Annotated in this window: 24 protein-coding genes and 1 pseudogene; all 25 read right to left on the reverse strand. The window is 72.1% G+C overall.

Going from position 1 to position 26,397, the window contains the following annotated elements; translation table 11 throughout:
* Positions 1 to 53: 53 nt before the first annotated feature.
* The 25 genes and pseudogenes from nucS to hpf all read right to left on the reverse strand — a co-directional run bounded on the left by nucS (position 54) and on the right by hpf (position 26,183).
* Complete coding sequence (gene nucS, locus AC060K_RS19405) at positions 54 to 749, reverse strand: endonuclease NucS (RefSeq protein WP_483766996.1); 696 nt, start codon at positions 747 to 749, stop codon at positions 54 to 56.
* An 82-nt stretch (positions 750 to 831) separates the two neighbouring features.
* Positions 832 to 1,251 carry a DUF2550 domain-containing protein gene (locus tag AC060K_RS19410; RefSeq protein WP_483766997.1) on the reverse strand — a complete coding sequence of 140 codons (420 nt, stop codon included), beginning with the start codon at positions 1,249 to 1,251 and terminating at the stop codon, positions 832 to 834.
* A 10-nt stretch (positions 1,252 to 1,261) separates the two neighbouring features.
* Complete coding sequence (locus AC060K_RS19415; protein WP_483766998.1) at positions 1,262 to 1,525, reverse strand: F0F1 ATP synthase subunit epsilon; 264 nt, start codon at positions 1,523 to 1,525, stop codon at positions 1,262 to 1,264.
* Between the two features lie 94 nt (positions 1,526 to 1,619).
* A complete protein-coding gene (gene atpD / locus AC060K_RS19420) occupies positions 1,620 to 3,101 on the reverse strand; it encodes a F0F1 ATP synthase subunit beta (protein ID WP_483766999.1) in 1,482 nt (493 codons plus the stop codon).
* Between the two features lie 72 nt (positions 3,102 to 3,173).
* Entirely contained in the window at positions 3,174 to 4,079 is a 906-nt protein-coding gene (locus tag AC060K_RS19425) for a F0F1 ATP synthase subunit gamma (protein ID WP_483767000.1), read from the reverse strand.
* A gap of 3 nt (positions 4,080 to 4,082) precedes the next feature.
* Positions 4,083 to 5,711, reverse strand: coding sequence for a F0F1 ATP synthase subunit alpha (gene atpA, locus AC060K_RS19430; protein ID WP_483767001.1), 1,629 nt, complete (start codon positions 5,709 to 5,711; stop codon positions 4,083 to 4,085).
* Positions 5,712 to 5,765: 54 nt separating this feature from the next.
* Positions 5,766 to 6,581 (reverse strand): F0F1 ATP synthase subunit delta, encoded by an 816-nt coding sequence (locus tag AC060K_RS19435; RefSeq protein ID WP_483767002.1) that lies wholly within the window; start codon positions 6,579 to 6,581, stop codon positions 5,766 to 5,768.
* Positions 6,581 to 7,183: a F0F1 ATP synthase subunit B gene (locus AC060K_RS19440; protein WP_483767003.1), complete on the reverse strand. Its 603-nt coding sequence runs from the start codon at positions 7,181 to 7,183 to the stop codon at positions 6,581 to 6,583. Before AC060K_RS19440 ends, AC060K_RS19435 begins: the two co-directional genes overlap by 1 nt.
* A complete protein-coding gene (gene atpE, locus AC060K_RS19445; protein ID WP_125774383.1) occupies positions 7,183 to 7,422 on the reverse strand; it encodes an ATP synthase F0 subunit C in 240 nt (79 codons plus the stop codon). The genes AC060K_RS19440 and atpE overlap by 1 nt, the downstream gene beginning before the upstream one ends.
* A 125-nt stretch (positions 7,423 to 7,547) precedes the next feature.
* Complete coding sequence (gene atpB / locus AC060K_RS19450; protein ID WP_483767004.1) at positions 7,548 to 8,348, reverse strand: F0F1 ATP synthase subunit A; 801 nt, start codon at positions 8,346 to 8,348, stop codon at positions 7,548 to 7,550.
* A gap of 237 nt (positions 8,349 to 8,585) precedes the next feature.
* Positions 8,586 to 9,053 (reverse strand): Cg1360 family ATP-synthase-associated protein, encoded by a 468-nt coding sequence (locus AC060K_RS19455; RefSeq protein WP_483767005.1) that lies wholly within the window; start codon positions 9,051 to 9,053, stop codon positions 8,586 to 8,588.
* Positions 9,046 to 10,215 (reverse strand): glycosyltransferase family 4 protein, encoded by a 1,170-nt coding sequence (locus tag AC060K_RS19460; protein WP_483767006.1) that lies wholly within the window; start codon positions 10,213 to 10,215, stop codon positions 9,046 to 9,048. Before AC060K_RS19460 ends, AC060K_RS19455 begins: the two co-directional genes overlap by 8 nt.
* Entirely contained in the window at positions 10,212 to 10,877 is a 666-nt protein-coding gene (locus AC060K_RS19465; RefSeq protein WP_483767007.1) for an L-threonylcarbamoyladenylate synthase, read from the reverse strand. Before AC060K_RS19465 ends, AC060K_RS19460 begins: the two co-directional genes overlap by 4 nt.
* Before the next feature lie 4 nt (positions 10,878 to 10,881).
* On the reverse strand, positions 10,882 to 11,781 hold the full coding sequence (gene prmC / locus AC060K_RS19470) for a peptide chain release factor N(5)-glutamine methyltransferase (protein ID WP_483767008.1): 900 nt from the start codon (positions 11,779 to 11,781) through the stop codon (positions 10,882 to 10,884).
* The gene (gene prfA, locus AC060K_RS19475) at positions 11,774 to 12,862 is read right to left on the reverse strand and encodes a peptide chain release factor 1 (protein WP_483767009.1); all 1,089 of its coding nucleotides are present in this window, start codon (positions 12,860 to 12,862) and stop codon (positions 11,774 to 11,776) included. Before prfA ends, prmC begins: the two co-directional genes overlap by 8 nt.
* Before the next feature lie 120 nt (positions 12,863 to 12,982).
* Entirely contained in the window at positions 12,983 to 13,198 is a 216-nt protein-coding gene (gene rpmE / locus AC060K_RS19480) for a 50S ribosomal protein L31 (RefSeq protein ID WP_125774393.1), read from the reverse strand.
* A 180-nt stretch (positions 13,199 to 13,378) separates the two neighbouring features.
* Positions 13,379 to 15,349 carry a transcription termination factor Rho gene (gene rho, locus AC060K_RS19485; protein ID WP_483767010.1) on the reverse strand — a complete coding sequence of 657 codons (1,971 nt, stop codon included), beginning with the start codon at positions 15,347 to 15,349 and terminating at the stop codon, positions 13,379 to 13,381.
* A 329-nt stretch (positions 15,350 to 15,678) separates the two neighbouring features.
* The gene (thrB, locus tag AC060K_RS19490) at positions 15,679 to 16,650 is read right to left on the reverse strand and encodes a homoserine kinase (RefSeq protein WP_483767039.1); all 972 of its coding nucleotides are present in this window, start codon (positions 16,648 to 16,650) and stop codon (positions 15,679 to 15,681) included.
* 1 nt (position 16,651) lies between these two features.
* Positions 16,652 to 17,818 carry a threonine synthase gene (gene thrC / locus AC060K_RS19495; RefSeq protein ID WP_483767011.1) on the reverse strand — a complete coding sequence of 389 codons (1,167 nt, stop codon included), beginning with the start codon at positions 17,816 to 17,818 and terminating at the stop codon, positions 16,652 to 16,654.
* The gene (locus tag AC060K_RS19500; protein WP_483767012.1) at positions 17,815 to 19,104 is read right to left on the reverse strand and encodes a homoserine dehydrogenase; all 1,290 of its coding nucleotides are present in this window, start codon (positions 19,102 to 19,104) and stop codon (positions 17,815 to 17,817) included. Before AC060K_RS19500 ends, thrC begins: the two co-directional genes overlap by 4 nt.
* A 185-nt stretch (positions 19,105 to 19,289) precedes the next feature.
* A complete protein-coding gene (locus AC060K_RS19505; protein ID WP_483767040.1) occupies positions 19,290 to 19,715 on the reverse strand; it encodes an SEC-C metal-binding domain-containing protein in 426 nt (141 codons plus the stop codon).
* Positions 19,716 to 19,759: 44 nt separating this feature from the next.
* Positions 19,760 to 22,250, reverse strand: a pseudogene (gene secA / locus AC060K_RS19510) (preprotein translocase subunit SecA); the annotation flags it as partial.
* A gap of 90 nt (positions 22,251 to 22,340) precedes the next feature.
* Positions 22,341 to 24,125 carry a cation:proton antiporter domain-containing protein gene (locus AC060K_RS19515; RefSeq protein WP_483767013.1) on the reverse strand — a complete coding sequence of 595 codons (1,785 nt, stop codon included), beginning with the start codon at positions 24,123 to 24,125 and terminating at the stop codon, positions 22,341 to 22,343.
* A gap of 54 nt (positions 24,126 to 24,179) precedes the next feature.
* Positions 24,180 to 25,418, reverse strand: coding sequence for a winged helix-turn-helix domain-containing protein (locus AC060K_RS19520; RefSeq protein WP_483767014.1), 1,239 nt, complete (start codon positions 25,416 to 25,418; stop codon positions 24,180 to 24,182).
* A gap of 102 nt (positions 25,419 to 25,520) precedes the next feature.
* A complete protein-coding gene (gene hpf, locus AC060K_RS19525; RefSeq protein ID WP_483767015.1) occupies positions 25,521 to 26,183 on the reverse strand; it encodes a ribosome hibernation-promoting factor, HPF/YfiA family in 663 nt (220 codons plus the stop codon).
* Positions 26,184 to 26,397: the final 214 nt, after the last annotated feature.

Genomic DNA, 26,397 nt, shown 5'->3' on the forward strand with positions numbered 1-26,397 from the left:
GACCCGGCCAGGCGCGGCCCGGCGCGGCCCGCTCCGACGTGCCCCGGGGCGGCTCAGAAGAGGCGCGAGTCCACGTCGTCCACGCCGCGCATCGCGTCGTAGTCGAGGATCAGCGTGCCGATGCCGCGGTCGGTCGCGAGCACGCGCGCCTGAGGCTTGATCTCCTGGGCGGCGAACACCCCGCGCACGGGAGCGAGCAGGGGGTCGCGGTTGAGCAGGTCGAGGTAGCGGGTGAGCTGCTCCACGCCGTCGATGTCGCCGCGGCGCTTGATCTCGACGGCGACGGTAGCGCCCGCCGAGTCGCGGGCCAGGATGTCCACGGGCCCGATCGCCGTCATGTACTCACGGCGCACCAGCGTGTGGCCGTCGCCGAGCAGGCCGATCTGGGCGGCGAGCAGCTCCTGGAGGTGCGCCTCGACGCCGTCCTTGACGAGCCCCGGGTCGATGCCAAGATCGTGCGCCGACTCGTGGTGGACGTGGTGGAGCTCGATCTCCAGCCGGTCGTCCGACTTGCTGTGCTGCACCGTCCACACCAGCGTGACGCCGCGCTCGCGCGCCTCGTCGTCCGGCTCGCGGACCGCGAGGGTGCACGGCGGCGACATCCAGTTGAGCGGCTTGTACGACCCGCCGTCCGAGTGCAGCAGCACGCTCCCGTCGGCCTTCACCACGACCAGCCGCTTCGCGAGCGGGAGGTGGGCGGTCAGACGCCCGGTGTACCGGGCGGAGCATTCGGCAACGACGAGGCGCACAGGTCTCCTTCAGATCGTGGCTGCCCGACGGCGGTGCCCGGGCGGGCGCGTCACCACACCCGGGCCTGGCTCCGGCCGGACGCTACAGGACGAGGTCCCGGCGTCCCGGCGGTGCCGCCTCCAGCCAGGAGGCGAGACCGGTGTAGTCACCGGCCGAGATGTTGAGCTCGAAGTCCAGGCCGTCGTAGCGGCACTGGACCAGGTACTGGTCCGGCTGGCCTGCCTGGTCGAGCGGGACCCGGCCGGTGACCTCGAGCCGTTCACGCTGCCAGGTGCGGGCGGGGCGGGGCGACAGTGACCAGCAGCGCCACCAGTCGATCCGCCCCACGGCGTACTGGGCGATCCCGAGCGTCCACGCACCCTGCGGGTTGCCTGCCGCACGAGCGCCGCAGGAGAACGACCCCACGCGGCTGGACAGGGCGCGCAGACGGGACACGCCCACGACGAGGACCAAGGCGAACGCGACGAGCACCGCGATCGCTATCCATACGACGCCCGGCACGCGAACCCCCTCAGCGAAGGGCGGTGATCTCGTCGACCACGAGGGTGACGAGGTTGTCGTCCACGGAGACGAAACCGCCGCTGACCTCGGCCTCGACGGCCGGGCCGGACGCGGTCGTCACGGTCAGGGTGCCCGGGCGGAGCACCGCGAGCAGCGGCGAGTGGTTCGCCAGGATGCCGATCTGACCGTCCACGGACGGTGCGCTGACCGACACGGCGGTGCCCGACCAGACCTTGCGGTCCGTGGAGACCAGGTCCACGTTCAGCTCTGCCACGAGGGCTCCTCTCTGAGAGTCCTGTCGAAACCTGATGATACGGGCGTGACGCCGCCGCGACGGACGGCGTCACGCCCTGCGGGGCTGACGAGCGTCAGGCCCCGTACTCCTTCTGGATGCGAGCCCAGTTCGCCTCGAGCATCTCGAGGCCGCCGATGTTGTAGAAGGCCTGCTCGGCGATGTGGTCGAACTCGCCGTCGGCGATCAGCTTGAACGCCTCGATGGTCTCGGCCAGCGGGACCGTCGAGCCCACCACACCGGTGAACTTCTCGGCCATGTAGGTGTTCTGGGAGAGGAACTGCTGGATACGACGCGCACGCGCGACGACCGTCTTGTCCTCCTCCGAGAGCTCGTCCACACCGAGGATCGCGATGATGTCCTGGAGCTCCTTGTTGCGCTGCAGGATCGACTTCACGCGGGTCGCCACGTCGTAGTGCTCCTGGCCCACGTAGCGCGGGTCGAGGATGCGGGACGTCGAGGCCAGCGGGTCGATGGCCGGGTACAGACCCTTCGACGCGATCTCGCGGGAGAGCTCGGTCGTCGCGTCCAGGTGGGCGAACGTGGTCGCCGGCGCCGGGTCGGTGTAGTCGTCAGCGGGCACGTAGATGGCCTGCAGCGACGTGATCGAGTGACCACGCGTCGAGGTGATGCGCTCCTGGAGGAGGCCCATCTCGTCAGCGAGGTTGGGCTGGTAGCCCACGGCGGACGGCATGCGGCCGAGCAGCGTCGACACCTCGGAGCCCGCCTGCGTGAAGCGGAAGATGTTGTCGATGAAGAGCAGCACGTCCTGCTTCTGCACGTCGCGGAAGTACTCCGCCATCGTCAGGGCGGACAGGGCCACGCGCAGACGCGTGCCCGGCGGCTCGTCCATCTGACCGAAGACGAGGGCAGTCTTGTCGAAGACGCCCGCGTCCTCCATCTCGTGGATGAGGTCGTTGCCCTCACGGGTGCGCTCGCCGACACCGGCGAACACCGACACACCACCGTGGTCCTGCGCGACGCGCTGGATCATCTCCTGGATGAGGACCGTCTTGCCGACGCCCGCACCACCGAAGAGGCCGATCTTGCCACCCTGGACGTACGGGGTGAGCAGGTCGATGGACTTGATGCCCGTCTCGAACATCGTGGTCTTCGACTCGAGCTGGTCGAACGACGGCGCCTTGCGGTGGATGGGCCAGCGCTCGGTGACCTCGAACTTCTCGCCCTCCTTGAGGTTCAGGACCTCGCCGGTGACGTTGAAGACCTTGCCCTTGGTGATGTCGCCCACGGGCACGCTGATCGGGGCGCCCGTGTCGGTGACCAGGGCGCCGCGCACGAGGCCGTCGGTCGGCTTCAGGGCGATCGCACGGATCAGCGAGTCACCCAGGTGCTGGGCGACCTCGAGCGTCAGGACGAACGTCTTCTCGCTCTCACCCTGCGACGAGAGGTCGATCTCGACGGTGAGCGCGTTGTAGATCTCGGGGATCGCGTCCTCGGGGAACTCGATGTCCACGACGGGGCCGATCACCCGGGCGACCCGGCCCACGCCGGGACCGCTCGTGTGCTCGACCGGTGCTTCCACGGTGGTGGCGGTCATACTTGCCTCGCTTCGGTGGGCCGGAGGGTCCTCCGGCGCGGATTCTCTGTCAGGTGGTCGGCAGTCAGGCGCTCAGGCGGACGCCAGGGCGTCGGCACCGGAGACGATCTCGCTGATCTCCTGGGTGATGTCGGCCTGACGCGCCTGGTTGGCCAGGCGGGTGTAGGTGCGGATCAGGTCCTCGGCGTTGTCCGTCGCCGTGTGCATCGCACGCTGGCGGGCGGCCAGCTCGGACGCCGCGGCGTCGAGCAGGAACGCGAAGATCCGGGACCGGATGTAGCGCGGCAGCAGCGCGTCCAGCACGGCCTCGGGCGACGGCTCGAAGTCGTACAGCGGGAACGCCTCGTGCTCGCCGGGCTCGGTGACGCCCTCGACGACCTCGAGCGGCAGCATCCGGACGACCCGCGTGCGCTGGGTGACCATGTTGACGAACTGCGTGGAGACCACGTGGAGCTCGTCGACGCCGCCCTCGTCGGCCGAGGCCAGGAAGGCCTCGAGCAGGGCGTCCGCGATCTCCTCGGACGCCTCGCTCGTCGGTGCGTCCGAGCCGTACGACCACTGTCCCGCGAGCTCGCGCCCGCGGAAGGAGTAGTACGCGATGGCACGGCGGCCGGCTGCGTACAGCACGACCTCCTTGCCCTCGGCCCGCAGCTGCTCGATCAGCCGCTCACCCTCGCGGACGACCGACGCCGAGTAGGCGCCGGCCATGCCGCGGTCGGACGAGATGACGAGCACCGCGGCCCGCCCGGTGGTGGTCTTGGTGCGCTCCGTCGTCAGCGGGTGCGCGATCGTCGTGTGCGCTGCGACGGCGGACACCGCCCGCGTGATCGCCTGCGCGTACGGCGCGGCCGCGGCGGTACGCGCCCGGGCCTTACCGATACGGGACGCAGCGATCAGCTCCTGCGCGCGGAACATCTTCTTCAGCGCCTGCGTCGACTTGATCCGCTGCTTGTAGACGCGCTGGGATCCTCCGGCCATGAATCAGGCCTTCTTCGAGACGACGATCTGCTCCTGCTCGACGTCGACTCCCTCGGACTCGTCGGCGCCGCCGACCAGCGGGGTGCCGTCGGCCTTGACGAAGCCGGCCCGGACCTCTTCGACCGCAGCGGCCAGGGCCGCCTCGGTCTCGTCCTCGAGCTTGCCCGTCTCGGCGATCGTCGAGAGGACGTCGGTCTTGCGGCGCAGGTGCTCCAGCATCTCGGACTCGAAGCGCTTGACGTCCTCGACCGGGACGTCGTCCAGCTTGCCCTTGGTACCGGCCCAGATCGACGCGACCTGGTCCTCGACCGGGTACGGCGAGTACTGGCCCTGCTTGAGCAGCTCCATGAGCACCGCACCACGCGCGAGCTGGCCGCGGGAGGCCGCGTCCAGGTCGGACGCGAACATCGCGAAGGCCTCGAGCGAGCGGAACTGCGCCAGCTCGAGCTTCAGCGTGCCGGAGACCTTCTTCATCGCCTTGACCTGGGCGTCGCCGCCGACTCGGGAGACCGAGATACCCACGTCGACAGCGGGGCGCTGGTCGGCGTTGAACAGGTCGGACTGGAGGAAGATCTGCCCGTCCGTGATGGAGATGACGTTGGTCGGGATGTACGCCGACACGTCGTTCGCCTTGGTCTCGATGACCGGCAGACCGGTCATCGAACCCGCACCGAGCTCGTCCGAGAGCTTGGCACAACGCTCCAGCAGGCGGGAGTGCAGGTAGAAGACGTCACCCGGGTAGGCCTCGCGGCCCGGCGGGCGGCGCAGCAGCAGCGACACGGCGCGGTAGGCCTCGGCCTGCTTCGACAGGTCGTCGAAGATGATGAGGACGTGCTTGCCGTCGTACATCCAGTGCTGGCCGATGGCCGAGCCGGTGTACGGCGCGAGGTACTTGAAGCCGGCCGGGTCGGACGCCGGGGCCGCGACGATCGTCGTGTACTCCATGGCGCCGGCCTCTTCGAGGGCACCGCGCACGGAGGCGATGGTGGAGCCCTTCTGACCGATCGCCACGTAGATGCAGCGCACCTGCTTGGTCGGGTCGCCGGTCTCCCAGTTCGCCTTCTGGTTGATGATCGTGTCGATCGCGATCGCCGTCTTGCCGGTCTGGCGGTCGCCGATGATCAGCTGGCGCTGACCACGGCCGATCGGGATCATCGAGTCGATGGCCTTGAGGCCGGTCTGCAGCGGCTCGTGCACCGACTTACGCTGCATGACGCCGGGCGCCTGCAGCTCGAGGGCGCGGCGGCCGTCCGTGGCGATCTCGCCCAGGCCGTCGATCGCGTTGCCCAGCGGGTCCACGACGCGGCCGAGGTAGCCCTCGCCCACGGGCACGGACAGGACCTCGCCCGTGCGGCGGACCTCCTGGCCCTCCTCGATACCGGTGAACTCACCGAGGATGACCACACCGATCTCGCGGACGTCCAGGCTCAGCGCGAGGCCGACCGTGCCGTCCTCGAAACGCAGCAGCTCGTTCGCCATCGCCCCGGGAAGACCCTCGACACGAGCGATGCCGTCGGCGGCGAACACGACGCGGCCCACCTCTTCGGTGACCGCACCCTCGGGCTCGTAGGACTTCACGAAGCTGTCCAGAGCGGCCCGGATCTCCTCCGGCCGGATCGTCAGCTCAGCCATTGCTCTTCTCCTGTCGTGGCCGCGAGTGCCGCGGCGGAATTCATGTTCACGGTGTCAGCCGGCCAGCCGACGACGGGCGTCGGCGAGGCGGGACAGGACGGTGGAGTCGACGACGTCGGCGCCGACCTGGATGCGCAGGCCACCGAGGACCGCGGGGTCCACGGTGACGTTGAGCTGTACGGCTCGGCCGTACGCGCGCTCCAGCAGCGCGGCGAGCCGGTCGGTCTGCGCCTGGTCCAGCATGGTCCCGCTGGTCACCGAGGCGACCAGGCGGCGACGACGCTCGGCGGCGACGTCCCCGTACCAGATCAGCGTCTGGACGAACCGGCGTCCGCGCAGCGCCGAGGTGGCGCGACGCGCGAGGGCCTGCGTGACCGGGTCGACCTTGCCGTTCAGCAGCGCGTCCACGAGCGCCGTGCGGCGCGCGGGGTCGGAGGCCGCGTCGGACAGGGCGTGACGCGCGTCGCGCTGCCCCACGAGCGACCGGGTGATCCGGAACAGCTCGTCCTCGACGGACTCCAGGGTGCCCCGGGCCTCCGCCGAAGCGAGCACGGCGTCCAGCGCCAGGCGCTCGACGGCGTCGACCAGGTCGGCGTCGCTCGCCCAGCGGGCGCGCGCCACACCGGACACGAGATCCACCACGCGCTCGTCGAACCCGCCCGCGAGCAGACCGGCGACGAGGCGTGCCTTGTCCTCGCCGGGCCGCGAGGGGTCGGCGAGCGAGCGGCGCAGCGCGCCCGAGCCGTCGAGCGCGGAGACCACGGTGAACAGCTGCTCACCGAGGGCCTTCGCGCCCTCGCCCGCTGCACGCAGCACAGGCTCGAAACGCTCCTGGGCCGCTGCCAGCGATGCTCCGCTCGTCCCGCGCATCAGCCCACCGAACCTGTCTTCGAGGTGCCCGCGGTGACGACGCCCTGGCTGGCCTCGAGCTCGTCGAGGAAGCGGTCGACCACGCGCGACTGACGGGCCGAGTCCTGGAGGGACTCGCCGACGATCTTCGACGCGAGCTCGGTCGCGAGGGCGCCGACCTCGGAGCGGAGCGACACGGCAGCAGCCTGGCGCTCGGCCTCGATCTGGCGGTTGGCGGTCTCCGTGATGCGGGCGGCCTCCTCGTTCGCCTTGACCCGCAGGTCGGCGACGATGGCCTTGCCCTCCTCACGAGCCTCTTCGCGCACCTGCGCGGCCTCGGCGCGAGCCTCGGCGAGCAGACGCTGCTGCTCAGCAAGTGCGGCGTCGGCGGCCGTCTGTGCCTGGGCCGCCTTCTCGATCCCGCCCTCGATCAGCGCGGTGCGCTCGTCGAGCACGACCTGGATCTTGGGCAGCACGACCTTGTAGAAGACCACGGCGATGATCGCGAGGATGACCGCGGACCAGACGAGGTCGTAGGTCGCGGGCAGCAGCAGCTCGATGCCGCTGTGCTCCTCTTCCGTCTGCGCTGCCACGATCCCGGCAGCGCCCGAGAGCGCAGCCATCACGCGGCGGCGGGGAAGAGGAAGCCGGCGACGATGCCGAGGAGGCCCAGCAGCTCGACGAACGCAACACCGAGGAACATGGTGGCGCGGAGCTGGCCGGCGACCTCGGGCTGGCGGGCGATGCCCTCGATCGTCTTGCCGATGAGGATGCCGAGACCGATGCCCGGGCCGATGGCGGCGAGGCCGTAGCCGACCGCGTTGAGGTTACCGGTGACCTCGGCGAGGGTGGTGACGTCCACTTGCGTCTTCCTTCCGTTGGGCGCCGGACCGGGCGGTTCGGCGTCGCGTTGTGTGCAACTCGCGTGGTGCTCGTCGCGTGGTGCGGGTGTGGCGTGAGGCGAGGGCGAGACTCAGCGCGAGGCGCTCAGTGCTCGTCCTCCAGGGAAAGGCTGATGTAGACGGCGGCCAGCAGGGCGAAGATGTACGCCTGCAGCGCAGCCACCAGGAGCTCGAAGGCCGTGAAGGCGAAACCGGCGCCGAGCGTGAGCACGCCGAACGCCTTGAGCGCCGGGGCGGCCTCGAGGAGGAAGAAGTGGGTCGCGGCGAAGCACAGGACGAGCATGATGTGGCCGGCGACCATGTTGGCCATGAGTCGGATCGCGAGCGAGGCCGGGCGGATCACCAGGATCTGCAGGATCTCGATCGGCGTCACGATCAGGTAGATCGGCGCGGGGATGCCCGGGGGGAACAGGTTCGCCTTGAGGTATCCGCCGAGGCCGTGCTTCTTGATGCCCACGTACCAGTACGTCACGAAGACCCACAGGGCGAGCACGATCGGCAGACCGATGCGCGCCGTACCGGCCAGGTTCAGGCCGGTGATGATGCCCGTGAGGTTGAACGCGAGGATCGCGAGGAAGATCGTCGTGAGCATCGGGAGGAAGCGACGTGCGTGCTCCTTGCCGAGGATCTCCTCGGCGATCTGGACACGCACGAAGTCGAGGATCCACTCGATGGCGCCCTGGAACCGGCCCGGGACCACCTTGGCCCGGTTGGCCGCGATCACGAAGACCGTGCACAGGACCAGCGCGGCGAGGATGCGGATGATCCAGACGCGGTCGATCTGGAAGGGAGTGCCCTCGAAGAAGATGGCCGGCGGGAAGAAGTCCGCGATCGAAGGCGCGTGGAACCCGCCCTCACCCTCGGCCTCGGAGGCAGCGAGCAGCATGGAGGTCGCAAGCGTGGACAGGAGGACTCCCCGGTTGGTCAGAGGCCCGGCGCACGTCACCGCACGCTGGTGCGGGCGCGCCGTCGGGCCTGGCCTTCATGGATTCGCGAGTAGCCTAACCCATCTTCCGCATGGACCCGGTCACGGGACCGTGAGGAGGAGGGCGGTGTGACGCGTCTCGCGAAACCGCGTCAGATAACAGGAATCATGCGGGAACCGCAGCCCCCGCGAGGTACGTCAGGAACCCGGCGCCACGTACGGCACGCGACCGTTCCTGACCGCGCGGTAGTCGAGCAGCGCCGACCCGATCGCACCCAGCGCGAGCACGACGAACAGCACCACCCGGTCGTAGAAGTCGAAGCGCGAGATGACGGCCAGCACGACGATCAGGACGATGATCTTGGCCAGCCAGCTGCCCATCACGACCGCCCCCATGGTCACGGGGTTGGCGCCCACGGTGCGGAGCATGGACCAGACCGTCGTGGCCGAGAAGAAGGCCGCGATGCCCGCACCCAGGAGGGCGCCCCAGACGCCCGGCAGGCCTGCCACCAGGCCCCCGACCACCACCCCGAGGACGGCGAGCGAACCCACCAGGATCAGCCCGTCCCGCAGCGCCGTACGGAACACGGCGCGCTCGGCGCCACGGTCCGTGCCGCGGTCGGCGCCGGGCGCCCCCGCCTCGGGCTTCGGCGTGGCGTCAGCCATGGGTCGTCTCCTTCACCTTCGGGACCGCGCCGGAGAGCGCGACGTCGTCGTCGAGGAACCGGCCGCGGTAGCGCAGCGGTCCCAGAGTGAGCACCAGCGCCACGACCACCGCCACCGCGAGGCCGGCGAGCACCCTCTGCCACGGCCACCAGATCAGCGCCGCGCACGCGTAGGCGAACACCCCGGTCCAGACGTAGAGGATCACCACGGCGCGGCGGTGCGAGTGGCCCAGGGCCAGCATGCGGTGGTGCAGGTGCATGCGGTCGGGCGCCATCGGCGACTTGCCCGCCGCAAGCCGCCGAACCACGGCCATGCCCATGTCGAGCAGGGGCAGCAGCAGCACGGCCACCGGCAGCAGCAGCGGGAGGTACGCGGGCAGCGACTGCGCGCCGGAGAGGTTGTTCGGCATGAGGTCAGGCTGGATGCGGCCGGTCACCGAGATGGCGGCGCCCGCCATGACCAGGCCGAGCACCATGGACCCGGCGTCCCCCATGAAGATGCGGGACGGGAAGAAGTTGTGCGGCAGGAACCCGATGCAGACGCCCACCAGGATGGCCGTCATGAGGGTCGCCAGGCCCGCGTAGTCGTCGGTGCTCACCTCGCGGGTGAGCCCGTACGTGTAGAGGAAGAAGGCGGAGCCCCCGATGGCGACGATCCCTGCCGCCAGGCCGTCGAGGCCGTCGACGAAGTTGACGGCGTTCATCGCCAGCACCACCACGAAGATGGTGACGAGCAGCGACGCGCGCGGCGAGATCACGGCCAGGCCGTCCGGGCCCGGCAGCGTGTAGAGCTGCACGCCCTGCAGCGCCAGCAGGCCCGCCGCGAGCACCTGGCCGGCGAGCTTGGTGACCCAGTCCAGGTCCCACTTGTCGTCGGCCCAGCCCAGCAGGCAGACCACCAGGGCACCGCCCACGATCCCCCAGGCCTGCTCGTCCTCCTCGAACACGCTGTCGAGGAACGGCATCTGCGACGCGAGGAGGACCGACACGACGATGCCCAGCATCATCGCGAGGCCGCCGAGGCGGGGCGTCGGCATCACGTGCACGTCACGGGCGCGGACAGCCGTGATGGCCGAGGTCTTGAGCGCGACCCACCGCGCGAAGGGCGTGGTCAGGAACGTGACCGCAGCGGCCACGAGCATCAGGAGGAGGTACACCCTCACGCGTCTTCCTCCGGGGCGACGACCGGAGCCACCTGACGCAGGGCGTCCAGGCCGATCGCGCCCTCGCGCACCACCCGCAGCTCCGGACCGGTCGCGTCCACGATGGTGGACGCCACGCCACCGGGGGCGCGTCCGCCGTCGAGGTAGACGGCGACGGAGCCGCCCAGCTGATCGACGGCGTCGTGCACGTCCGTGGCCGCGGGACGGCCCGACAGGTTCGCGCTCGACACCGCGAGCGGGCCGGTACGCCGCAGGACCGCCAGCGCCGCCTCGTGGTCGGGCATCCGCAGGGCCACCGTGCCGTGCGTCTCGCCCAGGTCCCACTGCAGGGACGGCTGCGCTCTGAGGATGATGGTGAAGCCGCCCGGCCAGAAGGCCTCGACGAGCCGGCGGGCGGCGTCCGGGATGTCCGTCGCGAGACCGTCGAGGGTGCGCACGTCGGGCACCAGGACGGGGGGCGGCATCTGCCGGCCGCGGCCCTTGGCCGCGAGCAGCGCGCTCACCGCCTGGGCGTCGAACGCGTCGGCCCCGATGCCGTACACGGTGTCGGTGGGGAGCACGACGAGACCGCCGCGGGAGATGGCGTTCACTGCCTCGTCGACGGCGGGGCCCCAGGTCTGCGGGTCGGTGGCGTCGAGCACGGGACGTACAGGCACACTCACGTGCTCAGTCTTTCACGTCCGCCGGGTCGTGCGGAGCCGGACGGCGACGGGCCGTCACCATGCGGGGCCTGGCGGTCAGGTCCGCGCGGGTCTCGGCGGGCCCGAAGGCCCCCACCGCGTCCACCATGGCCCGCGCAGCCTCCGCCTGGACCTCGGCGTGCTCCATCACGTACAGCCCGCCGGGCCGCAGGAGGCGAGCGGCGGCGGCCGAGACGCCCCGGGGCACCTCGAGGCCGTCGGCCCCCAGCCCGTACAGCGCCACGGCCGGATCGTGCTCGGCGACCTCGGGGTCCACCGGCACCGCGCCCGGGGGCACGTACGGCGGGTTCGAGACGACGACGTCCACGGTCCCGTCCAGCTCCCGCAGCGCGGTCCGTGCGTCGCCCCGCAGGAGCCGCACCACCGGTCCGACGTTGCGCTCCGCCCAGGCGTGCGCCGCCGCGTCCAGCTCGACCGCGTGCACCACGGCGCCGGGCACCTCGGTCGCCACGGCGAGCGCGATCGCGCCCGACCCCGTGCAGAGGTCGACGACGACGGCGCTCCCCCGCTCGGCCACGACGCGCGCCGCCTCGTCGATCGCCACCTGCGCCACCTGCTCGGTCTCGGGCCGCGGCACGAACACGCCGGGTCCCACCGCGAGCTCCAGGTGCCGGAACGGCGCCACCCCCGTCAGGTGCTGCAGCGGCTCGCGGGCGACGCGGCGGGCGACCAGACCGCGGAAGGTGGCCGCGGCGTCGTCGGGCACCGGGGCGTCCAGGACGGCCAGCCGCCGGACCTCCCCGCGCGGGACGCCCAGGGCGTGCGCCAGCAGGAGCTCCGCGTCGACCCGCGGCGTGGCCACGCCCGCGCCGGCGAGCTCCGCGCTCGCCGACCGCACGAGGGCACCCAGGGTGGGCTCACCCATGCGTGGCCGCCGCGAGGCGGGCCGCCTCGTCGGCCTCGATCGCGGACCGGACCACGGGGTCCAGATCGCCGTCGAGCACGTGGTCGAGGTTGTAGGCCTTGTACCCGGTGCGGTGGTCCGCGATGCGGTTCTCCGGGAAGTTGTACGTGCGGATGCGCTCCGACCGGTCGACCGTGCGGACCTGCGAGCGGCGCAGGTCGGCGGCCTCGGCCGCGGCCGCCTCCGCCTGCGCGGCGAGGAGCCGCGCCCGCAGCACGCGCATGGCCTGCTCGCGGTTCTGGAGCTGCGACTTCTCGTTCTGCATCGAGACCACGATGCCGGTGGGCAGGTGGGTGATCCGCACGGCGGAGTCGGTCGTGTTGACCGACTGGCCGCCCGGCCCCGAGGACCGGAAGACGTCGATCCGCAGGTCGTTGGGGTCGATGGCGACCTCGCCCGGGTCGTCCACCTCGGGGAAGACGAGCACCCCGGCGGCCGACGTGTGGATGCGGCCCTGGCTCTCGGTGACGGGGACGCGCTGCACCCGGTGCACGCCGCCCTCGTACTTGAGGCTCGCCCAGACACCGTCCTCGGGCCCGGCGATCGAGCGCGCCTTCACCGCGACCTGCACGTCCTTGTAGCCGCCCAGGTCGGACTCCGTGGCCTCGAGCACCTGGGTGGTCCAGCCGCGCCGCTCGGCGTAGCGCAGGTACATGCGGAGCAGGTCGCCGGCGAACAGCGCCGACTCCTCGCCGCCCTCGCCCGCCTTGATCTCGAGGATCACGTCACGGCCGTCGTCGGGGTCGCGCGGCACCAGCACCCGGCGCAGCCGCTCCGAGGCCTCCGCCTCGGCGGCGCGCAGACCCGGCAGCTCGGCCGCGAAGCCCTCGTCGAGCTCGGCCAGCTCCGCGGCCGCGGCCGCGTCGTCGCGCGCCTGCTCCCACGCGCGGTAGGCGCCCACGACCTGGTTGAGCTCCGCGTAGCGGCGGCCGAGCGTGCGGGCGCGGCCCGCGTCGGCGTGCACGGCGGGGTCGGCGAGCGCGCGCTCGATCTGGGCGTGCTCCTCGAGCAGGGGTTCGACGCCGGAGAACGAGTCGGTCATGAAGGCTCCTGAAGATCCGTGCACGAACACGCGGGCGGGACAAAGCAACAGCGCCGGCGGTCCCGGCTCCGACTGCCCCTGGAGAGGTTGTCGGGCGGAACCACCGGCGCTGAGGGAACGCTAGTTGGCAGCCTTCTTGCCGTAGCGCGCCTGGAACCGGGCCACGCGGCCACCGGTGTCCAGGATCTTCTGCTTGCCCGTGTAGAACGGGTGGCAGGCGCTGCAGACGTCGGCGCTGATCTTGCCCGACTTCTCGGTGCTGCGGGTGACGAACGTGTTGCCGCAGGTGCAGGACACCTCGGTCACGACGTACTCGGGGTGGATACCGGACTTCATGGAGTGCTCCTTGAGGGTGTTGCCGCCGGGTCGACCACAGGACAGTGGGCGTGAACCGGCCAGCCAGCGAACCATTCTGCCAGAACGACGCCGCGCGCGGGTACCTCGGGAGGTGTGACGCGGGTGACGGCGCCGCCGCGAGGGCGTGACGCGGGCCGGCGTCACGCCCTCGCGAGAGGGTCAGACCGTGTGACCGACGTGGTCGTCGGTGAGGCCGCCCGGCGTCGTCTTCTGGACCTGCAGCAGGAACTCGACGTTCGAGCTGGTCTCCTTGAGCTTGCCGAGCAGCAGCTCGATCGCCTGCTGCTGGTCGAGCGCACCGAGCACGCGACGCAGCTTGTAGACGATCTTGAGCTCGTCGCCCGCCATGAGGATCTCCTCGCGGCGCGTGCCCGAGCCGTTGACGTCGACGGCCGGGAAGATCCGCTTGTCGGCGAGGGAGCGCGACAGGCGCAGCTCCATGTTGCCGGTGCCCTTGAACTCCTCGAAGATCACCTCGTCCATCTTGGAGCCGGTCTCGACGAGCGCCGACGCCAGGATGGTGAGCGAGCCGCCGTTCTCGATGTTGCGGGCGGCACCGAAGAACTTCTTGGGCGGGTAGAGCGCCGCGGCGTCCACACCACCGGACAGGATGCGGCCCGACGCCGGAGCGGCCAGGTTGTAGGCGCGCGACAGACGGGTCAGCGAGTCGAGCAGCACGACCACGTCCTGGCCGAGCTCGACGAGACGCTTGGCGCGCTCGATGGCCAGCTCGGCGACGATCGTGTGGTCGGACGCGGGGCGGTCGAACGTCGAGGCGATGACCTCGCCCTTGACCGTCCGCTCCATGTCGGTGACCTCTTCGGGCCGCTCGTCCACGAGCACCACCATGAGGTGGACCTCGGGGTTGTTCGTGGTGATCGCGTTGGCGATCTGCTGCATGATGATCGTCTTGCCGGCCTTGGGCGGCGAGACGATCAGGCCACGCTGGCCCTTGCCGATCGGGGCGACGATGTCGATCACGCGCGGGGTGAGGCGCGTGGCCGACGGGTTCTCCAGGCGCAGGCGCTCCTGCGGGTACAGCGGCGTGAGCTTGGCGAACTCGGGACGCTCGCGCGCCTCGTCCGGGGCCATGCCGTTGACGGTGTCGAGACGGACCAGCGCGTTGAACTTGGCGCGCGGGCCGCTGCCCTGAGGCTGCTCGCCCTCGCGCGGCTGGCGCACCGCGCCGGTGACCGCGTCACCGCGGCGCAGGCCGGCCTTCTTGACCTGGTTGAGGCTGACGTACACGTCGCTGGCCCCGGGCAGGTAGCCCGTGGTCCGCACGAACGCGTAGTTGTCGAGGATGTCCAGGATGCCGGCGACGGGCAGCAGCACGTCGTCCTCGCGCACCTCGACGTCGTCGAGGCCCTGCACGTCCGGTCCCTGACGGGTGCCGGTGCGGCCGCGCTTGCGGTCGCGACCGCGCTCCCGGCCCCGGCGACGGCGCGAGCCGCGCTCGTCGTCGTCCCCGAACGCGTCGCCGCCCTGCTGGGGCTGCTGCCGCTGGTTCTGCTGGCCGCGGCCCGCGTTCTGGTTGCTCTGGCCGCCCTGCTGGGCGCCGTTCCGCTCGGCCGGGGCGCCGCCCTGGCCCTGCCCGTCGCGCTGACGGCGCTGGCCGCCCTCGCCGTTCTGGTCCGGGGCCGAGGCGGCCTCGGGGGCCCCCTGGCCGCGGCCGGCGCGGCGCGAGCCGCGCTCACGGGGCGCGGCGACCGCCTCGGCGAGCTCCGCGAGGCGGGCCTCACGGTCCGCGTCGGTGCTCGCCTCGGCGCGCACGCCGGGGGTGGTCGTCGCGGCGGCGACGGGCACGCTCGCGGTGGCCGACGCCGTCTCGGTCGCCTCCACCGGGCGGCGCGCCCGGGTACGCGGCTGCTCGGCCGTACGGCTGGACTGCTCGGAGACCTGCTCGGCCGGCGGCGCCGTGCGGCGCGCCGTTGCGCCGCCCTCGCCCCCGGACCGGCCGGTGCGCTCCTGGATGGTGTCGACGAGATCGCTCTTGCGCATCTTCGAGGTGCCCTTCACGCCGAGCTCGGTCGCGAGGGCCTGAAGCTCTGCAAGGCGCATGCTGCTCAGCGCGCCCGCGGTGCCGCCGTTGCGGCGTGCGGTGCTCTGAGTGTCGGTGGTGTCTGTCACGAAGGACCCTTCCCCCTCGATCTGCGGCCGCGTCGTTGGTGGTGGGCCGCGCAGTGGTGTGCGCCCGGCGCAGTGCGGCCGTGGCGCTGGAAACCTCGCATCAGTGGTACGACGACGTCGGCTGACGAGGGTTGCTGTCCGCCTTCACGCGATGCCGGCCGTCCCTGGGACGACCCGGATGCCGGGTACGCCGCCGCTTCCTGGAGGAGAACCTGGAGGTCGTGTGGCAGCGTCGCTGACTCTGCCACAGCCTGGCTGTGCTTGACGACCAGGCCGGACGATCGTGCCGGGAGAGCGGACGGTAAGTCGAACCGTGCATCCCAGAAGGCTCACTGCATCGTACCACCCCGCACTACGGACGGGCCGGAGGCTGTGCCCGAGGGCACACGGCTGGCGCGCGCGCCCGTCAGGTCGATCCCGGGGCGGAGCGTACGCCACCCGGCCGACTCGTCGACGAGCTCCGTCAGGACGGCGTCACGCCGGGCACGCTGACCGGGGGTCGTGAGCAGCAGGACGGTGGGACCCGCACCCGAGATCGTCGCGGCGAGACCCTCCGCGCGGAGGGCACGCAGCAGCTCGCTCGAGGCTCCGAGGGCCGCCGCGCGGTACGACTGGTGCAGCCGGTCCTCCGTTGCCTCGAAGAGCAGCTCGGGCCGGCGGGCGAGCGCCTCGACCAGGAGGGCCGCCCGGCCCGCGGTGAACGCCGCGTCCGCGTGAGCGACGCGCGCCGGGAGCGCCGCACGGGCCCGGGCCGTGGCCAGGCGGTGGTCCGGGACCAGCACCGTGGCCTCGATCGACGGGTCCACGTCCAAGCCCACCGCACGGGCGCCGTCGTCGCCGGTCCAGGCAACCGTGGCGCCGCCCTGCACGGCCGGGGCGGCGTTGTCGGGGTGTCCCTCGAACTCCGTCGCGAGGCGCAGCACCGCGGCGCCGTCGAGCGACCGCGGGTCGGCGAGCAGCGCCCGCGCCGCCACGACGCCGGCCACCGCGGCGGCCGCGGACGACCCGAGGCCGCGACCGTGGGGGATCGCGTTGACACAGGTGAGGTGCAGCCCGGTGGGCGGGGCGCCCGCGTACTCCATGGTGCGCCGGATCGCGCGGACCACGAGGTGCTCCTCCCCGTCGGGCACCTCGCCGGCCCCCTCGCCCTGCACGTCGACCATGACCTCGTCACGAGCGACGAGCCGCACGTCGACCTCGTCGTACAGGGACAGCGCGAGCCCGAGGGCGTCGAAGCCGGGACCGAGGTTCGCGCTCGTCGCGGGCACCCGCACGCGCACGTGGTCCGCGCCCAGCTGCACGTCAGGCCAGCCCGAGAGCATCCGCGACCGAGACCACGTCGGTGCTCACGCGCGTGGGGGCGACCTCGCCGCCGTCGGGCGTGCGCAACGCCCAGGCCGGGTCCTTGAGCCCGTGGCCCGTCACGGTGATGGTGATGCGCGACCCGGCCGGAACCAGCCCGCGGGCCGACCGGGACAGCAGGCCCGCGACGCCGGCGGCCGACGCCGGCTCGACGAAGACCCCGACCTCGGACGACAGGATGCGGTGGGCGGCGAGGATCTCCTCGTCGGTGACCGCCTCGATGACGCCGCCGGACGTGTCGCGCGCTTCCACGGCCTGCTCCCAGGAGGCCGGGTTGCCGATGCGGATCGCCGTGGCGATGGTCTCCGGCTCGTCGATCGGGTGGCCCGCGACGATGGGCGCCGAGCCCGCGGCCTGGAAGCCCCACATCACCGGCGTGCGGGAGGCCCGCACCGGGCCCGCCGCAGGGTCGGCGTACTCCCGGAAGCCCTTCCAGTACGCGGTGATGTTGCCCGCGTTGCCGACCGGCAGGACGTGGATGTCCGGCGCGTCGCCCAGCGCGTCGACGATCTCGAAAGCCGCCGTCTTCTGGCCCTCGATCCGGTCGGGGTTCACCGAGTTGACCAGCTCGACCGGGTAGGCCTCGGCCAGCTTGCGGGCCGCGACCAGGCAGTCGTCGAAGTTGCCGTCGACCTGGAGGAGGCGGGCGCCGTGGGCGATGGCCTGGCTGAGCTTGCCCATCGCGATCTTGCCGTCGGGCACCAGCACCGCACACACCATGCCCGCGCGCGTGGCGTACGCCGCCGCCGACGCCGACGTGTTGCCGGTCGAGGCGCAGACCACGACCCGGGCGCCACGCGCGGCGGCGGCGGAGATCGCCGTCGTCATGCCGCGGTCCTTGAACGAGCCGGTCGGGTTCATCCCCTCGACCTTGACGAACACCTCGGCGCCCACCCGCTCGCCCAGGGCCGGCGCGGGGACGAGCGGCGTGCCGCCCTCCCCCAGCGTCACGACGGTACGGCGCACGTGCTCCGGCAGGCGGTCGGCGTACTCGGTGATCACGCCCCGCCACTGGTGCGCGCCAGGCCCGGGGAAGGCAGGCGCCGGCGCAGTCGACGTCGAGGTGGAAGGTGCGGCGTGGGGCACGGTGGCGGGCATGCGGGTCATCCCTCGACTCTCAGGACGGACGTGATCTCCTGGACGGGCTCGAGCCCGCGCAGGGCGGCGACGGTCGCGGCCAGAGAGGCCTCGCGCGCCGCATGGGTGGTGAGCAGCAGCTGGGCGGAGCCCTCGACGGGCGCCGCCTGGCGCACCGTGTCGATCGAGACCCCGTGGTCGGCCAGGGCGCCGGCCACCTGGGCGAGGACGCCCGGCCGGTCGGCCACGACCATGCGGACCTGGTACCGCGTGACGGCGGCCTCGGGCGGCAGGATGCGGAGCGCGGCGTACGTGGACTCCTGGGGGCCCTTGCCGCCCAGCACGCGGTGGCGGGCCGCGGACACCACGTCACCCAGCACCGCCGACGCGGTGGGCCGCCCGCCGGCCCCCTGCCCGTAGAACATCAGCGGGCCTGCGGCGTCCGCCTCGACGAAGACGGCGTTGAACGCGCCGCGCACGTTGGCCAGCGGGTGCTCGGCGGGCACGAGCGACGGGTGGACGCGGACGGAGACCCCCTCCTCCGTGCGCTCGGCGATGGCGAGCAGCTTCACGACGTGACCGGTGCGCGCGGCCCACGCCACGTCGTCGGCGGTCACGCCCGTGATGCCCTCGCGGGCCACGTCGTCGAGGCCCACCCGGGTGTGGAACGCGAGGCTCGCGAGGATGGCGGCCTTGGCCGCCGCGTCGAAGCCCTCGACGTCCGCCGTGGGGTCGGCCTCCGCATAGCCCAGGTCCTGGGCCTGCTTGACCGCCTCCTCGAAGCCCAGGCCACCGCTCGCCATCTGGTCCAGCACGTAGTTGGTGGTGCCGTTGACGATGCCGAGCAGGCGCGTCACGTGGTCGCCCGCGAGGGACTCCCGCACAGGGCGCACGATCGGGATGGCGCCCGCCACGGCCGCCTCGAAGTAGATGTCCACCCCTGCCGCGTCCGCCGCCTTGTAGAGCGTGGGGCCGTCGTCGGCCAGGAGGGCCTTGTTGGCGGTCACCACCGCCGCGCCGCCTGCGACCGCGCGGAGCAGGAGCGTGCGGGCCGGCTCGAGGCCGCCCATCACCTCCACGACGATGTCTGCGCCGTCCACGAGCGACTCCGCGTCCTCGGTGAGGAGCTCCCGCGGGATCGCGCTGTCACGTCGCACCGCGGTGTTCCGCACGGCGATGCCGACGAGCTCGAGCGGCGCGCCGGCGCGGGCCGCCAGGTCGGGCCCGTGCTCCAGCAGCGCGCGAGCCACCTGCGTGCCGACCACCCCGCAGCCGAGCAGGGCGATGCGGAGCGGAGCGGGTCTGGCTGCGGGCACGGTGGTCCTACTCTCTGTCACGACGGGGGTCCGGGGACGAGGCGCCCCGAGGGGGCGGTCGGGCTCAGGATAGCCGTGACGTACGACACCCGGTCGGGTGGTTCCACTCCTCGGCCCGGGACGGGCACGACAGAGGCGGCCACCCGGGGGGAGCCGCCTCTGCCGTTCATCAGTCCGTGCCTGTCTCAGACGTCGTTGACGCCGTGGCACACCTTGTACTTCTTGCCCGACCCGCAGGGGCACTGCGCGTTGCGCGGCGTGCCCGGGAAGGTGCGGCCGTCGCTCTCCGCGGCAGCGGCCTCGCCGTGCAGCGCCCGGCGCGCGCGGCGCGAGGCGTCCGAGCCTGCCGCCCCGCCGGCGGAACCGGACGTGCCACGGGACACGAAGGCCGAGCCGCTGCCGTCGTCGCTCGGGGCGGAGTAGGTGAGCGGCGCCTGCCGGGCCGGGCCGTCCAGGCCCTTGGCCAGGAGGATCGGCTCCGTGGGCGGGGCCGACGGCGTCCGGCGCTCACCCGGGAGGGCGGCGGGGACGAGGGGGCTCTGCGTGGTCGGCGCCGGCTCCGGGGCGACGGGGGCGTCGTCGACGGGGCCCGCCGTCGAGCCACCGGTCATGTCGACCGGGCCGTCCGCCGTCGAGCCCGCGGGCTGCTGCACGCTGACCTCGAGGTTGAAGAGGAAGCCGACGGACTCCTCCTTGATGGCGTCCGTCATGGCCTGGAACAGCAGGAAGCCCTCGCGCTGGTACTCCACCAGGGGGTCGCGCTGCGCCATGGCGCGCAGGCCGATGCCCTCCTTGAGGTAGTCCATCTCGTACAGGTGCTCGCGCCACTTGCGGTCCAGGACCGACAGCACCACACGTCGCTCCAGCTGACGCATCGCCGAGTGGCCGAGCTGCTCCTCGCGGGCCTCGTACGCCACCCGGGCGTCGGACAGGATCTCCTCCAGCAGCATCTCGCTGGTGAGGCTGCTGATGCCGCCCGCCTCCGCCGTCACGTCCTCCACGGTGATCGACACCGGGTACACGGCGCGCAGCGCCGTCCAGAGGGCGTCCAGGTCCCAGGTCTCGGGCACGCCGTCCGCGGTGGCGTTCCGCACGTAGTCGGTGACCACGTCCGTGAGGAAGTGCTGCACCTGCTCGTGCAGGTCCTCGCCCTCGAGCACGCGGCGGCGCTCGGCGTAGATGACGGAGCGCTGGCGCGACAGGACGTCGTCGTACTTGAGGACGTTCTTGCGGATCTCGAAGTTGCGCGCCTCGACCTGGCCCTGCGCGCTGGCGATGCCGCGCGTGACCATCTTCGACTCGAGCGGCATGTCGTCCGGGAAGCCCGCCCGGTTCATCATCGCCTCGGCGAGGCCCGAGTTGAACAGGCGCATCAGGTCGTCCTGCATCGACAGGTAGAACCGGGACTCGCCCGGGTCGCCCTGACGGCCGGAACGGCCGCGGAGCTGGTTGTCGATCCGGCGCGACTCGTGACGCTCGGTGCCCAGCACGTACAGGCCGCCCAGGCTCACGACCTCGTCGTGCTCGGCCGCGACGGCCGTCTTGGCCTTCTCCAGCGCCTCCGGCCAGGCGGCCTCGTACTCCTCGGGCGTCTCGAGCGGGTCCAGGCCGCGCGACGCGAGCTCCGACACGGCGATGTGCTCCGCGTTGCCGCCCAGCATGATGTCGGTACCGCGGCCGGCCATGTTCGTCGCGACGGTGACGGCGCCCTTGCGGCCCGCCATGGCGACGATCGCGGCCTCGCGCTCGTGCTCCTTCGCGTTGAGCACGTTGTGCGGCACGCCGGCCTTCTTCAGCTTGGCGCTGAGGAGCTCCGACTTCTCCACGCTCGTGGTGCCCACCAGCACCGGCTGGCCCACGGCGTGACGCTCCACGATGTCGGCCACCACCGCGTCGAACTTGCCGTCCTCGTTCTTGTAGACGAGGTCGGGCTGGTCGATGCGCTGCGGCGGCCGGTTGGTCGGGATCGGCACGACGCCGATGTTGTACGTGCCCTGGAACTCCGCGGCCTCGGTCTCGGCGGTACCCGTCATGCCCGCGAGCTTCGAGTAGAGGCGGAAGTAGTTCTGCAGCGTGATGGTGGCGAGCGTCTGGTTCTCCGCCTTGATCGCCACGCCCTCCTTGGCCTCGATGGCCTGGTGCATGCCCTCGTTGTAGCGGCGGCCGGCGAGGATACGGCCGGTGTGCTCGTCGACGATCATGACCTCGCCGTTGAGGACCACGTAGTCCTTGTCGCGCTTGAAGAGCTCCTTGGCCTTGATGGCGTTGTTCAGGAACCCGATCAGCGGCGTGTTCAGCGACTCGTACAGGTTGTCGATGCCGAGGTAGTCCTCGATCCGGGCGATGCCCGGCTCCAGCACGCCCACCGTGCGCTTCTTCTCGTCGACCTCGTAGTCGGTGCCGGCGCGCAGGCGGTTCACGACCTTGGCGAACTCGGTGTACCAGCGGTTGGCGTCGCCCGACGCCGGGCCCGAGATGATCAGCGGCGTACGAGCCTCGTCGATGAGGATCGAGTCCACCTCGTCGACGATGGCGAAGTTGTGGCCGCGCTGCACCAGGTCGTCGGTCGACCAGGCCATGTTGTCGCGCAGATAGTCGAAGCCGAACTCGTTGTTGGTGCCGTACGTGATGTCGGCCGCGTACTGCTCGCGGCGCTGCGCCGGCGTCTGGCCCGACAGGATGATGCCCGTGGACATGCCGAGGAACCGGAACACGCGGCCCATGAGCTCGCCCTGGTACTTGGCCAGGTAGTCGTTCGTCGTGACGATGTGGACGCCCTTGCCCTCGAGCGCGTTGAGGTACGCCGCGGTCGTGGCGACGAGGGTCTTGCCCTCACCGGTGCGCATCTCGGCGATGTTGCCGAGGTGCAGGGCGGCACCGCCCATGAGCTGCACGTCGAAGTGGCGCTGGCCGAGCGTGCGGCGCGCGGCCTCACGGACCGCGGCGAACGCCTCGGGCAGCACGTCGTCGAGCTTCTGGCCGGAGGCGAGCCGCTCGCGGAAGCGCTCCGTCTCCTCGCGCAGCTCTTCGTCGCTGAGCTCGGTGAAGCTCGGCTCCAGGCGGTTGACCTGGTCCGCGATGGACGACAGCTTCTTGAGGATCCGGCCCTCGCCAATGCGGAGGACCTTCTCGAGGATGGAAGGCACGCACTTCTCCCGTGATCGGTAGCGTCCCCCGCCTGGGAGACGTTCGGTCGGCGTTCACCGGCCGGCCCGGCCGGGAGCCGGTCGGACAGGTCAGGTCACACCGTCGTCCATCGTAGGCCGTCCGGCAACGCTACCGGCCCCGTCGCCCGACGTCGGACGGCTAGGTTCGCCCAGAGGGTAACGTCCCGGCGTGTCGCCTGGTTCCCCCGGCGCGGCAGCGGCCACCGCCGGGACGGCTCCGGGCGCCGCCGGCCGGGACCGCGCCGCCTGCTGGTCGCGCATCTCCTCGGCGTCGTCGTACCCGAACACGGCCTCCGCCGCGTTGTCCGCGAGCGCCGTGCCCGCGGTGCCGTACAAGTGGAAGACGGCGTCGGCGCCGTGCCGCTCGAGCTCGGCCGCGTCGTCGTCGTACCGGGCGATCGCCGCGACCGGGCCCTCGAAGCCGCCTGCGCGGAGCTGGGCCAGGGCGATGAGGTTGGCTGCGTGGAAGGGCATGGCGAGCACCGCGAGCCGCACGTGGCCGGCGCTGCGGACCCGGGCCCAGAACTCGATGTCGGTGGCGTCCGCCTGGACCACGTCGAACCCGTCGGCGCGCAGGGCGGCGACCCGGGCCGGGTCGTGCTCCACGCCGAGGACGGAGAGCCCGTAGTTGTCCCGGAGCCGGCGGAAGGCCCCGCGACCCACCCGGCCCATGCCGAGCACGACAGCCTCGACCTCGCCCACGTCGATGGGCCGCTCCTCGGGGTGGAGCCGCTCGGGCGGGCGGGAGGGCAGCCGGGCGGCGACCATCCGGGCGATCTCGTTGCCGCGGCGGTTGACCACGGCGGAGACCACGAAGCTGGCGGCCACGGCCACGGCCATGGCCACGAGCCAGTCCTCGGACAGCATGCCGGAGGAGGCGCCGACCGCCACGACGATGAGCCCGAACTCCGAGTAGTTGGACAGCACCATGGCGGCGAGGAACGCCGTCCGCTTCTTCAGGCGCATCATCCACAGGAGCCCGGCGTAGACGACCGCCTGGAACGGGAGGAGGAGCAGCAGGAGCAGCCCCAGCGTGACGGTCTCCCAGGTCAGCGCCCCGGTGAGGCCGATCGAGACGAAGAACCCGACGAGGAGCAGCTCCTTGACGGTGAACAGCGAGCGCGAGAGCTCCGTCGCGGCGGGGTGCGAGGCCAGGAGGAGGCCCATGACGATCGCACCGAGGTCGCCCTTGAGGTTGACGGCGTCGAAGAGCCAGTAGCCGGGGACGAGCGCCACGACGATGCCGAACAGGGCCTGCAGCTCGCCGTGCCCGATCTTGTCCCAGATGCGGCGGAGCACCCACGACCCGGGCACCAGCAGCACGAGGGCGAGCGCCCAGGGGCTGGGTGCGTGCCCCTCGGTCACCGAGAGGAACACGACGGCGATGATGTCCTGCATGACGAGCACGCCGATGGCGATGCGGCCGTAGAGCGCCGTGTGGTCGCTCCGGGCGTCGAGCACCTTGATCACGAACACCGTGGACGAGAAGGAGAGGGCGAGCCCGACCAGCGCGAGCACGCCCAGCGACTCGCCCGCCAGCATGGTGAAGCCCACCGCGGCCAGCAGCCCCAGGAAGCCGATGCCGAGGCCGATGCTCACCAGCATGTGCGCCGCGGTGGTGAGCCAGACGTCGCGGCGCAGGAGCGACCGCACGTCGAGCTTGAGCCCGATGCCGAAGAGCAGGAGCGTGACGCCGAGGTCGGCGAGCGTGTGCAGGTACGGCAGCTCGGCGACGCCGGCCGCGCCCAGGACGAAGCCCGCCGCGAGGAATCCCACCAGCGGGGGGAGCCGGAGCAGGACGGCGATCAGACCCGCGGCGAACGTGACTGCCAGGTACATCGCCGCGGTCGCCATGTCCGAATATTATCGGCCCGCCGGGGTGCTCCGGTCCTGCCTGTCCAGCACCGGTCAGACGCCCGCCGCCAGCGCACCGCTCAGCGCCGGCGCCAGGTCCCCCGGTCCCGTGATCTCGACGGCGCCGAGGCCGAGCCATCCGGCCATGAGCCGGAGCTCGGCAGCGAGGCGCTCCGGCGTCGCGGGGGTGACGTGCGGCTCGGCATGGGCGGACTGCACGCGGAGCACCCCCGCCTGCCGGTCGGCCTTGAGGTCCACGCGGGCGGTGATCCGCTCGTCCTCGAGGAACGGCAGCACGTAGTAGCCGTGGACCCGCTTGGGCGCCGGCACGTAGATCTCGATGCGGTACACCGTGCCGAAGAGCCGTTCGAGCCGGGTGCGCTCGAAGACCAGCGGGTCGAAGGGCGCGAGCAGCGCCTGCCCGTCGGCCCGGCGCGGGAGCTGGGCGTCCTTGTGGAGGAGGGTGCGCTCGTCCCAGCCCGTGACGGTCGCGGGCACCAGCACGCCGTCCTCGACCAGCTCGGCCAGCGCGCGGTCGGCGGCGGGGCCACGGAGCCGGAAGTAGTCCTTGATGCAGCGCGGCGTGCCGATGCCGTGGGCGCGGGCACCGATCTCGGCGAGGAGCCGCAGCGCCTGGTCGTCGGGGACGGGCGGCGCGGCGAGGACGTGCGGCGGGAGCACGCGCTCGGGGAGGTCGTAGAGGCGCTCGAACGCCGCGTTCCGGCCGGCCGACGTGACCTCGCCCGTGAAGAACAGGAACTCGAGGACCCGCTTGGAGACCGTCCAGTTCCAGCCCCACTGGACCTTGTTGCGGGGGGCCGTGCGGCCCTCCGCCTCGAGCAGCGCGTGGATGGCGGAGGCGGTGACCGGCCCCTTCTCCGCGACGATCTGCCGCACCTCGGCCACCTCCGCGGAGTGTGCCAGGGGGACGTTCGCGATGGACCCCCACGCCTCGGTGAGGTACTTGCGCCGCCGCCACTCCAGCAGCTGGTAGGTCTCGGGCGGCACGAACGAGGCGACGTGCGCCCACGTCTCCACGAGCCGCCGGGGCGCGCGCCCGGACGCACGGTCCAGCAGCGCGGTGTCGTACGGGCCCAGCCGGGAGAACACCGGCAGGAGGTGGGCGCGTGCCAGGACGTTCACCGAGTCGATCTGCAGGAGGCCGATCCGGTCGATCACCCCCTGCACGTGCCGCATCGTGACGGCAGGGCCCGGACGGCGGGCCCGGTGCAGGCCCTGGGCGGCGAGAGCGGCACGGCGGGCCTGGGGCAGCGACAGCGCGACGGGTTTCACCGTCCCATGGTGCCGCGAGCCACCGACACTCCCCCGCGCCACGCACGGACGAGCCCCGGCGCGCCACGGGTCGGCGGCGGGCCGGGGCTCGGCGGGACAGGACTACGTCAGATCGCTGACCGGCTGACCGGTGCACGGGTTGTCGAGCGCGATGACGCCGAAGCTCCACCCCTTGCTGCGGCGGTACAGCACCGACGGCCGCGACGTCTCCTTGTCGATGAAGAGGTAGAAGTCGTGGCCCACCATCTCCATCTCGTACACGGCGTCGTCGATGGTCATGGGCTCGGCGTGGTGCAGCTTCTGGCGGATCACCACGGGCGAGTCGCCCAGGTGGGTCTCCACCGAGTCACCCGGCCGCGCGAGGGCCGCAGGCGCGCTCACCTCGGACGCGGCGGGGGCGTCCGCCTCGGCGACCTCCTCGTAGGGCCGCACGTCGACGGGCGGCGTCACGGTGTGGCTCCGGTGGTCCTTGCGCCGGTCGCGTGCGCGACGGAGTCGCTCGTTGAGCTTGTCGATCGCGAGGTCGAGAGCCCCGAACCGGTCGTCCGCGCTGGCCTCGGCGCGGATCACCGGGCCCTTCGCACGCACCGTGAGCTCGACCCGCTCGCTGCGGTCGGCGAGCCGCGGGTTGTTCTCGTGCGTCACCTCGACGTCCACGCGCATCGCGCTGGGCGACAGCAGCTCCACCTTCGCGAGCTTGTCCTCCACGTGTCGGCGGAACCTGTCCGCGACCTCCGTGTGCCTGCCGACGACGACGATCTCCATGTGAGTGCTCCGCTCGGATCGTGGGCGCCGCCCGGGCTTCTTCCGCTGCGGCGCGCGCCCGTGTGTGGTTCTCGATGGCGCCTTGCGGCGCCCGGGTCTCGGACCACCTCCCTCGCGGGGGCTCGACCCCTGCGACCGAACCCCTTCGGTCGCCGGAGAAGCTCGGACGCCTCTCCCGGCTGGGTGTTCAGGCTAACCCCGGAACCTGGGAGCC

The organism is Antribacter sp. NEAU-D49, from assembly GCF_057158775.1.

Coding starts and splice junctions, on each gene's coding strand:
- AC060K_RS19505 (WP_483767040.1), bottom strand. CDS start 19,715: ATGACCGGTGGCTCGACGGCGGGCCCCGTCGACGACGCCCCCGTCGCC.
- AC060K_RS19515 (WP_483767013.1), bottom strand. CDS start 24,125: ATGGCGACCGCGGCGATGTACCTGGCAGTCACGTTCGCCGCGGGTCTG.
- rpmE (WP_125774393.1), bottom strand. CDS start 13,198: ATGAAGTCCGGTATCCACCCCGAGTACGTCGTGACCGAGGTGTCCTGC.
- AC060K_RS19425 (WP_483767000.1), bottom strand. CDS start 4,079: ATGGCCGGAGGATCCCAGCGCGTCTACAAGCAGCGGATCAAGTCGACG.
- thrC (WP_483767011.1), bottom strand. CDS start 17,818: ATGACCCGCATGCCCGCCACCGTGCCCCACGCCGCACCTTCCACCTCG.
- AC060K_RS19435 (WP_483767002.1), bottom strand. CDS start 6,581: ATGCGCGGGACGAGCGGAGCATCGCTGGCAGCGGCCCAGGAGCGTTTC.
- AC060K_RS19455 (WP_483767005.1), bottom strand. CDS start 9,053: ATGGCTGACGCCACGCCGAAGCCCGAGGCGGGGGCGCCCGGCGCCGAC.
- AC060K_RS19440 (WP_483767003.1), bottom strand. CDS start 7,183: ATGGCTGCGCTCTCGGGCGCTGCCGGGATCGTGGCAGCGCAGACGGAA.
- atpD (WP_483766999.1), bottom strand. CDS start 3,101: ATGACCGCCACCACCGTGGAAGCACCGGTCGAGCACACGAGCGGTCCC.
- prmC (WP_483767008.1), bottom strand. CDS start 11,781: ATGGGTGAGCCCACCCTGGGTGCCCTCGTGCGGTCGGCGAGCGCGGAG.
- hpf (WP_483767015.1), bottom strand. CDS start 26,183: ATGGAGATCGTCGTCGTCGGCAGGCACACGGAGGTCGCGGACAGGTTC.
- prfA (WP_483767009.1), bottom strand. CDS start 12,862: ATGACCGACTCGTTCTCCGGCGTCGAACCCCTGCTCGAGGAGCACGCC.
- atpB (WP_483767004.1), bottom strand. CDS start 8,348: ATGCTGCTCGCTGCCTCCGAGGCCGAGGGTGAGGGCGGGTTCCACGCG.
- atpA (WP_483767001.1), bottom strand. CDS start 5,711: ATGGCTGAGCTGACGATCCGGCCGGAGGAGATCCGGGCCGCTCTGGAC.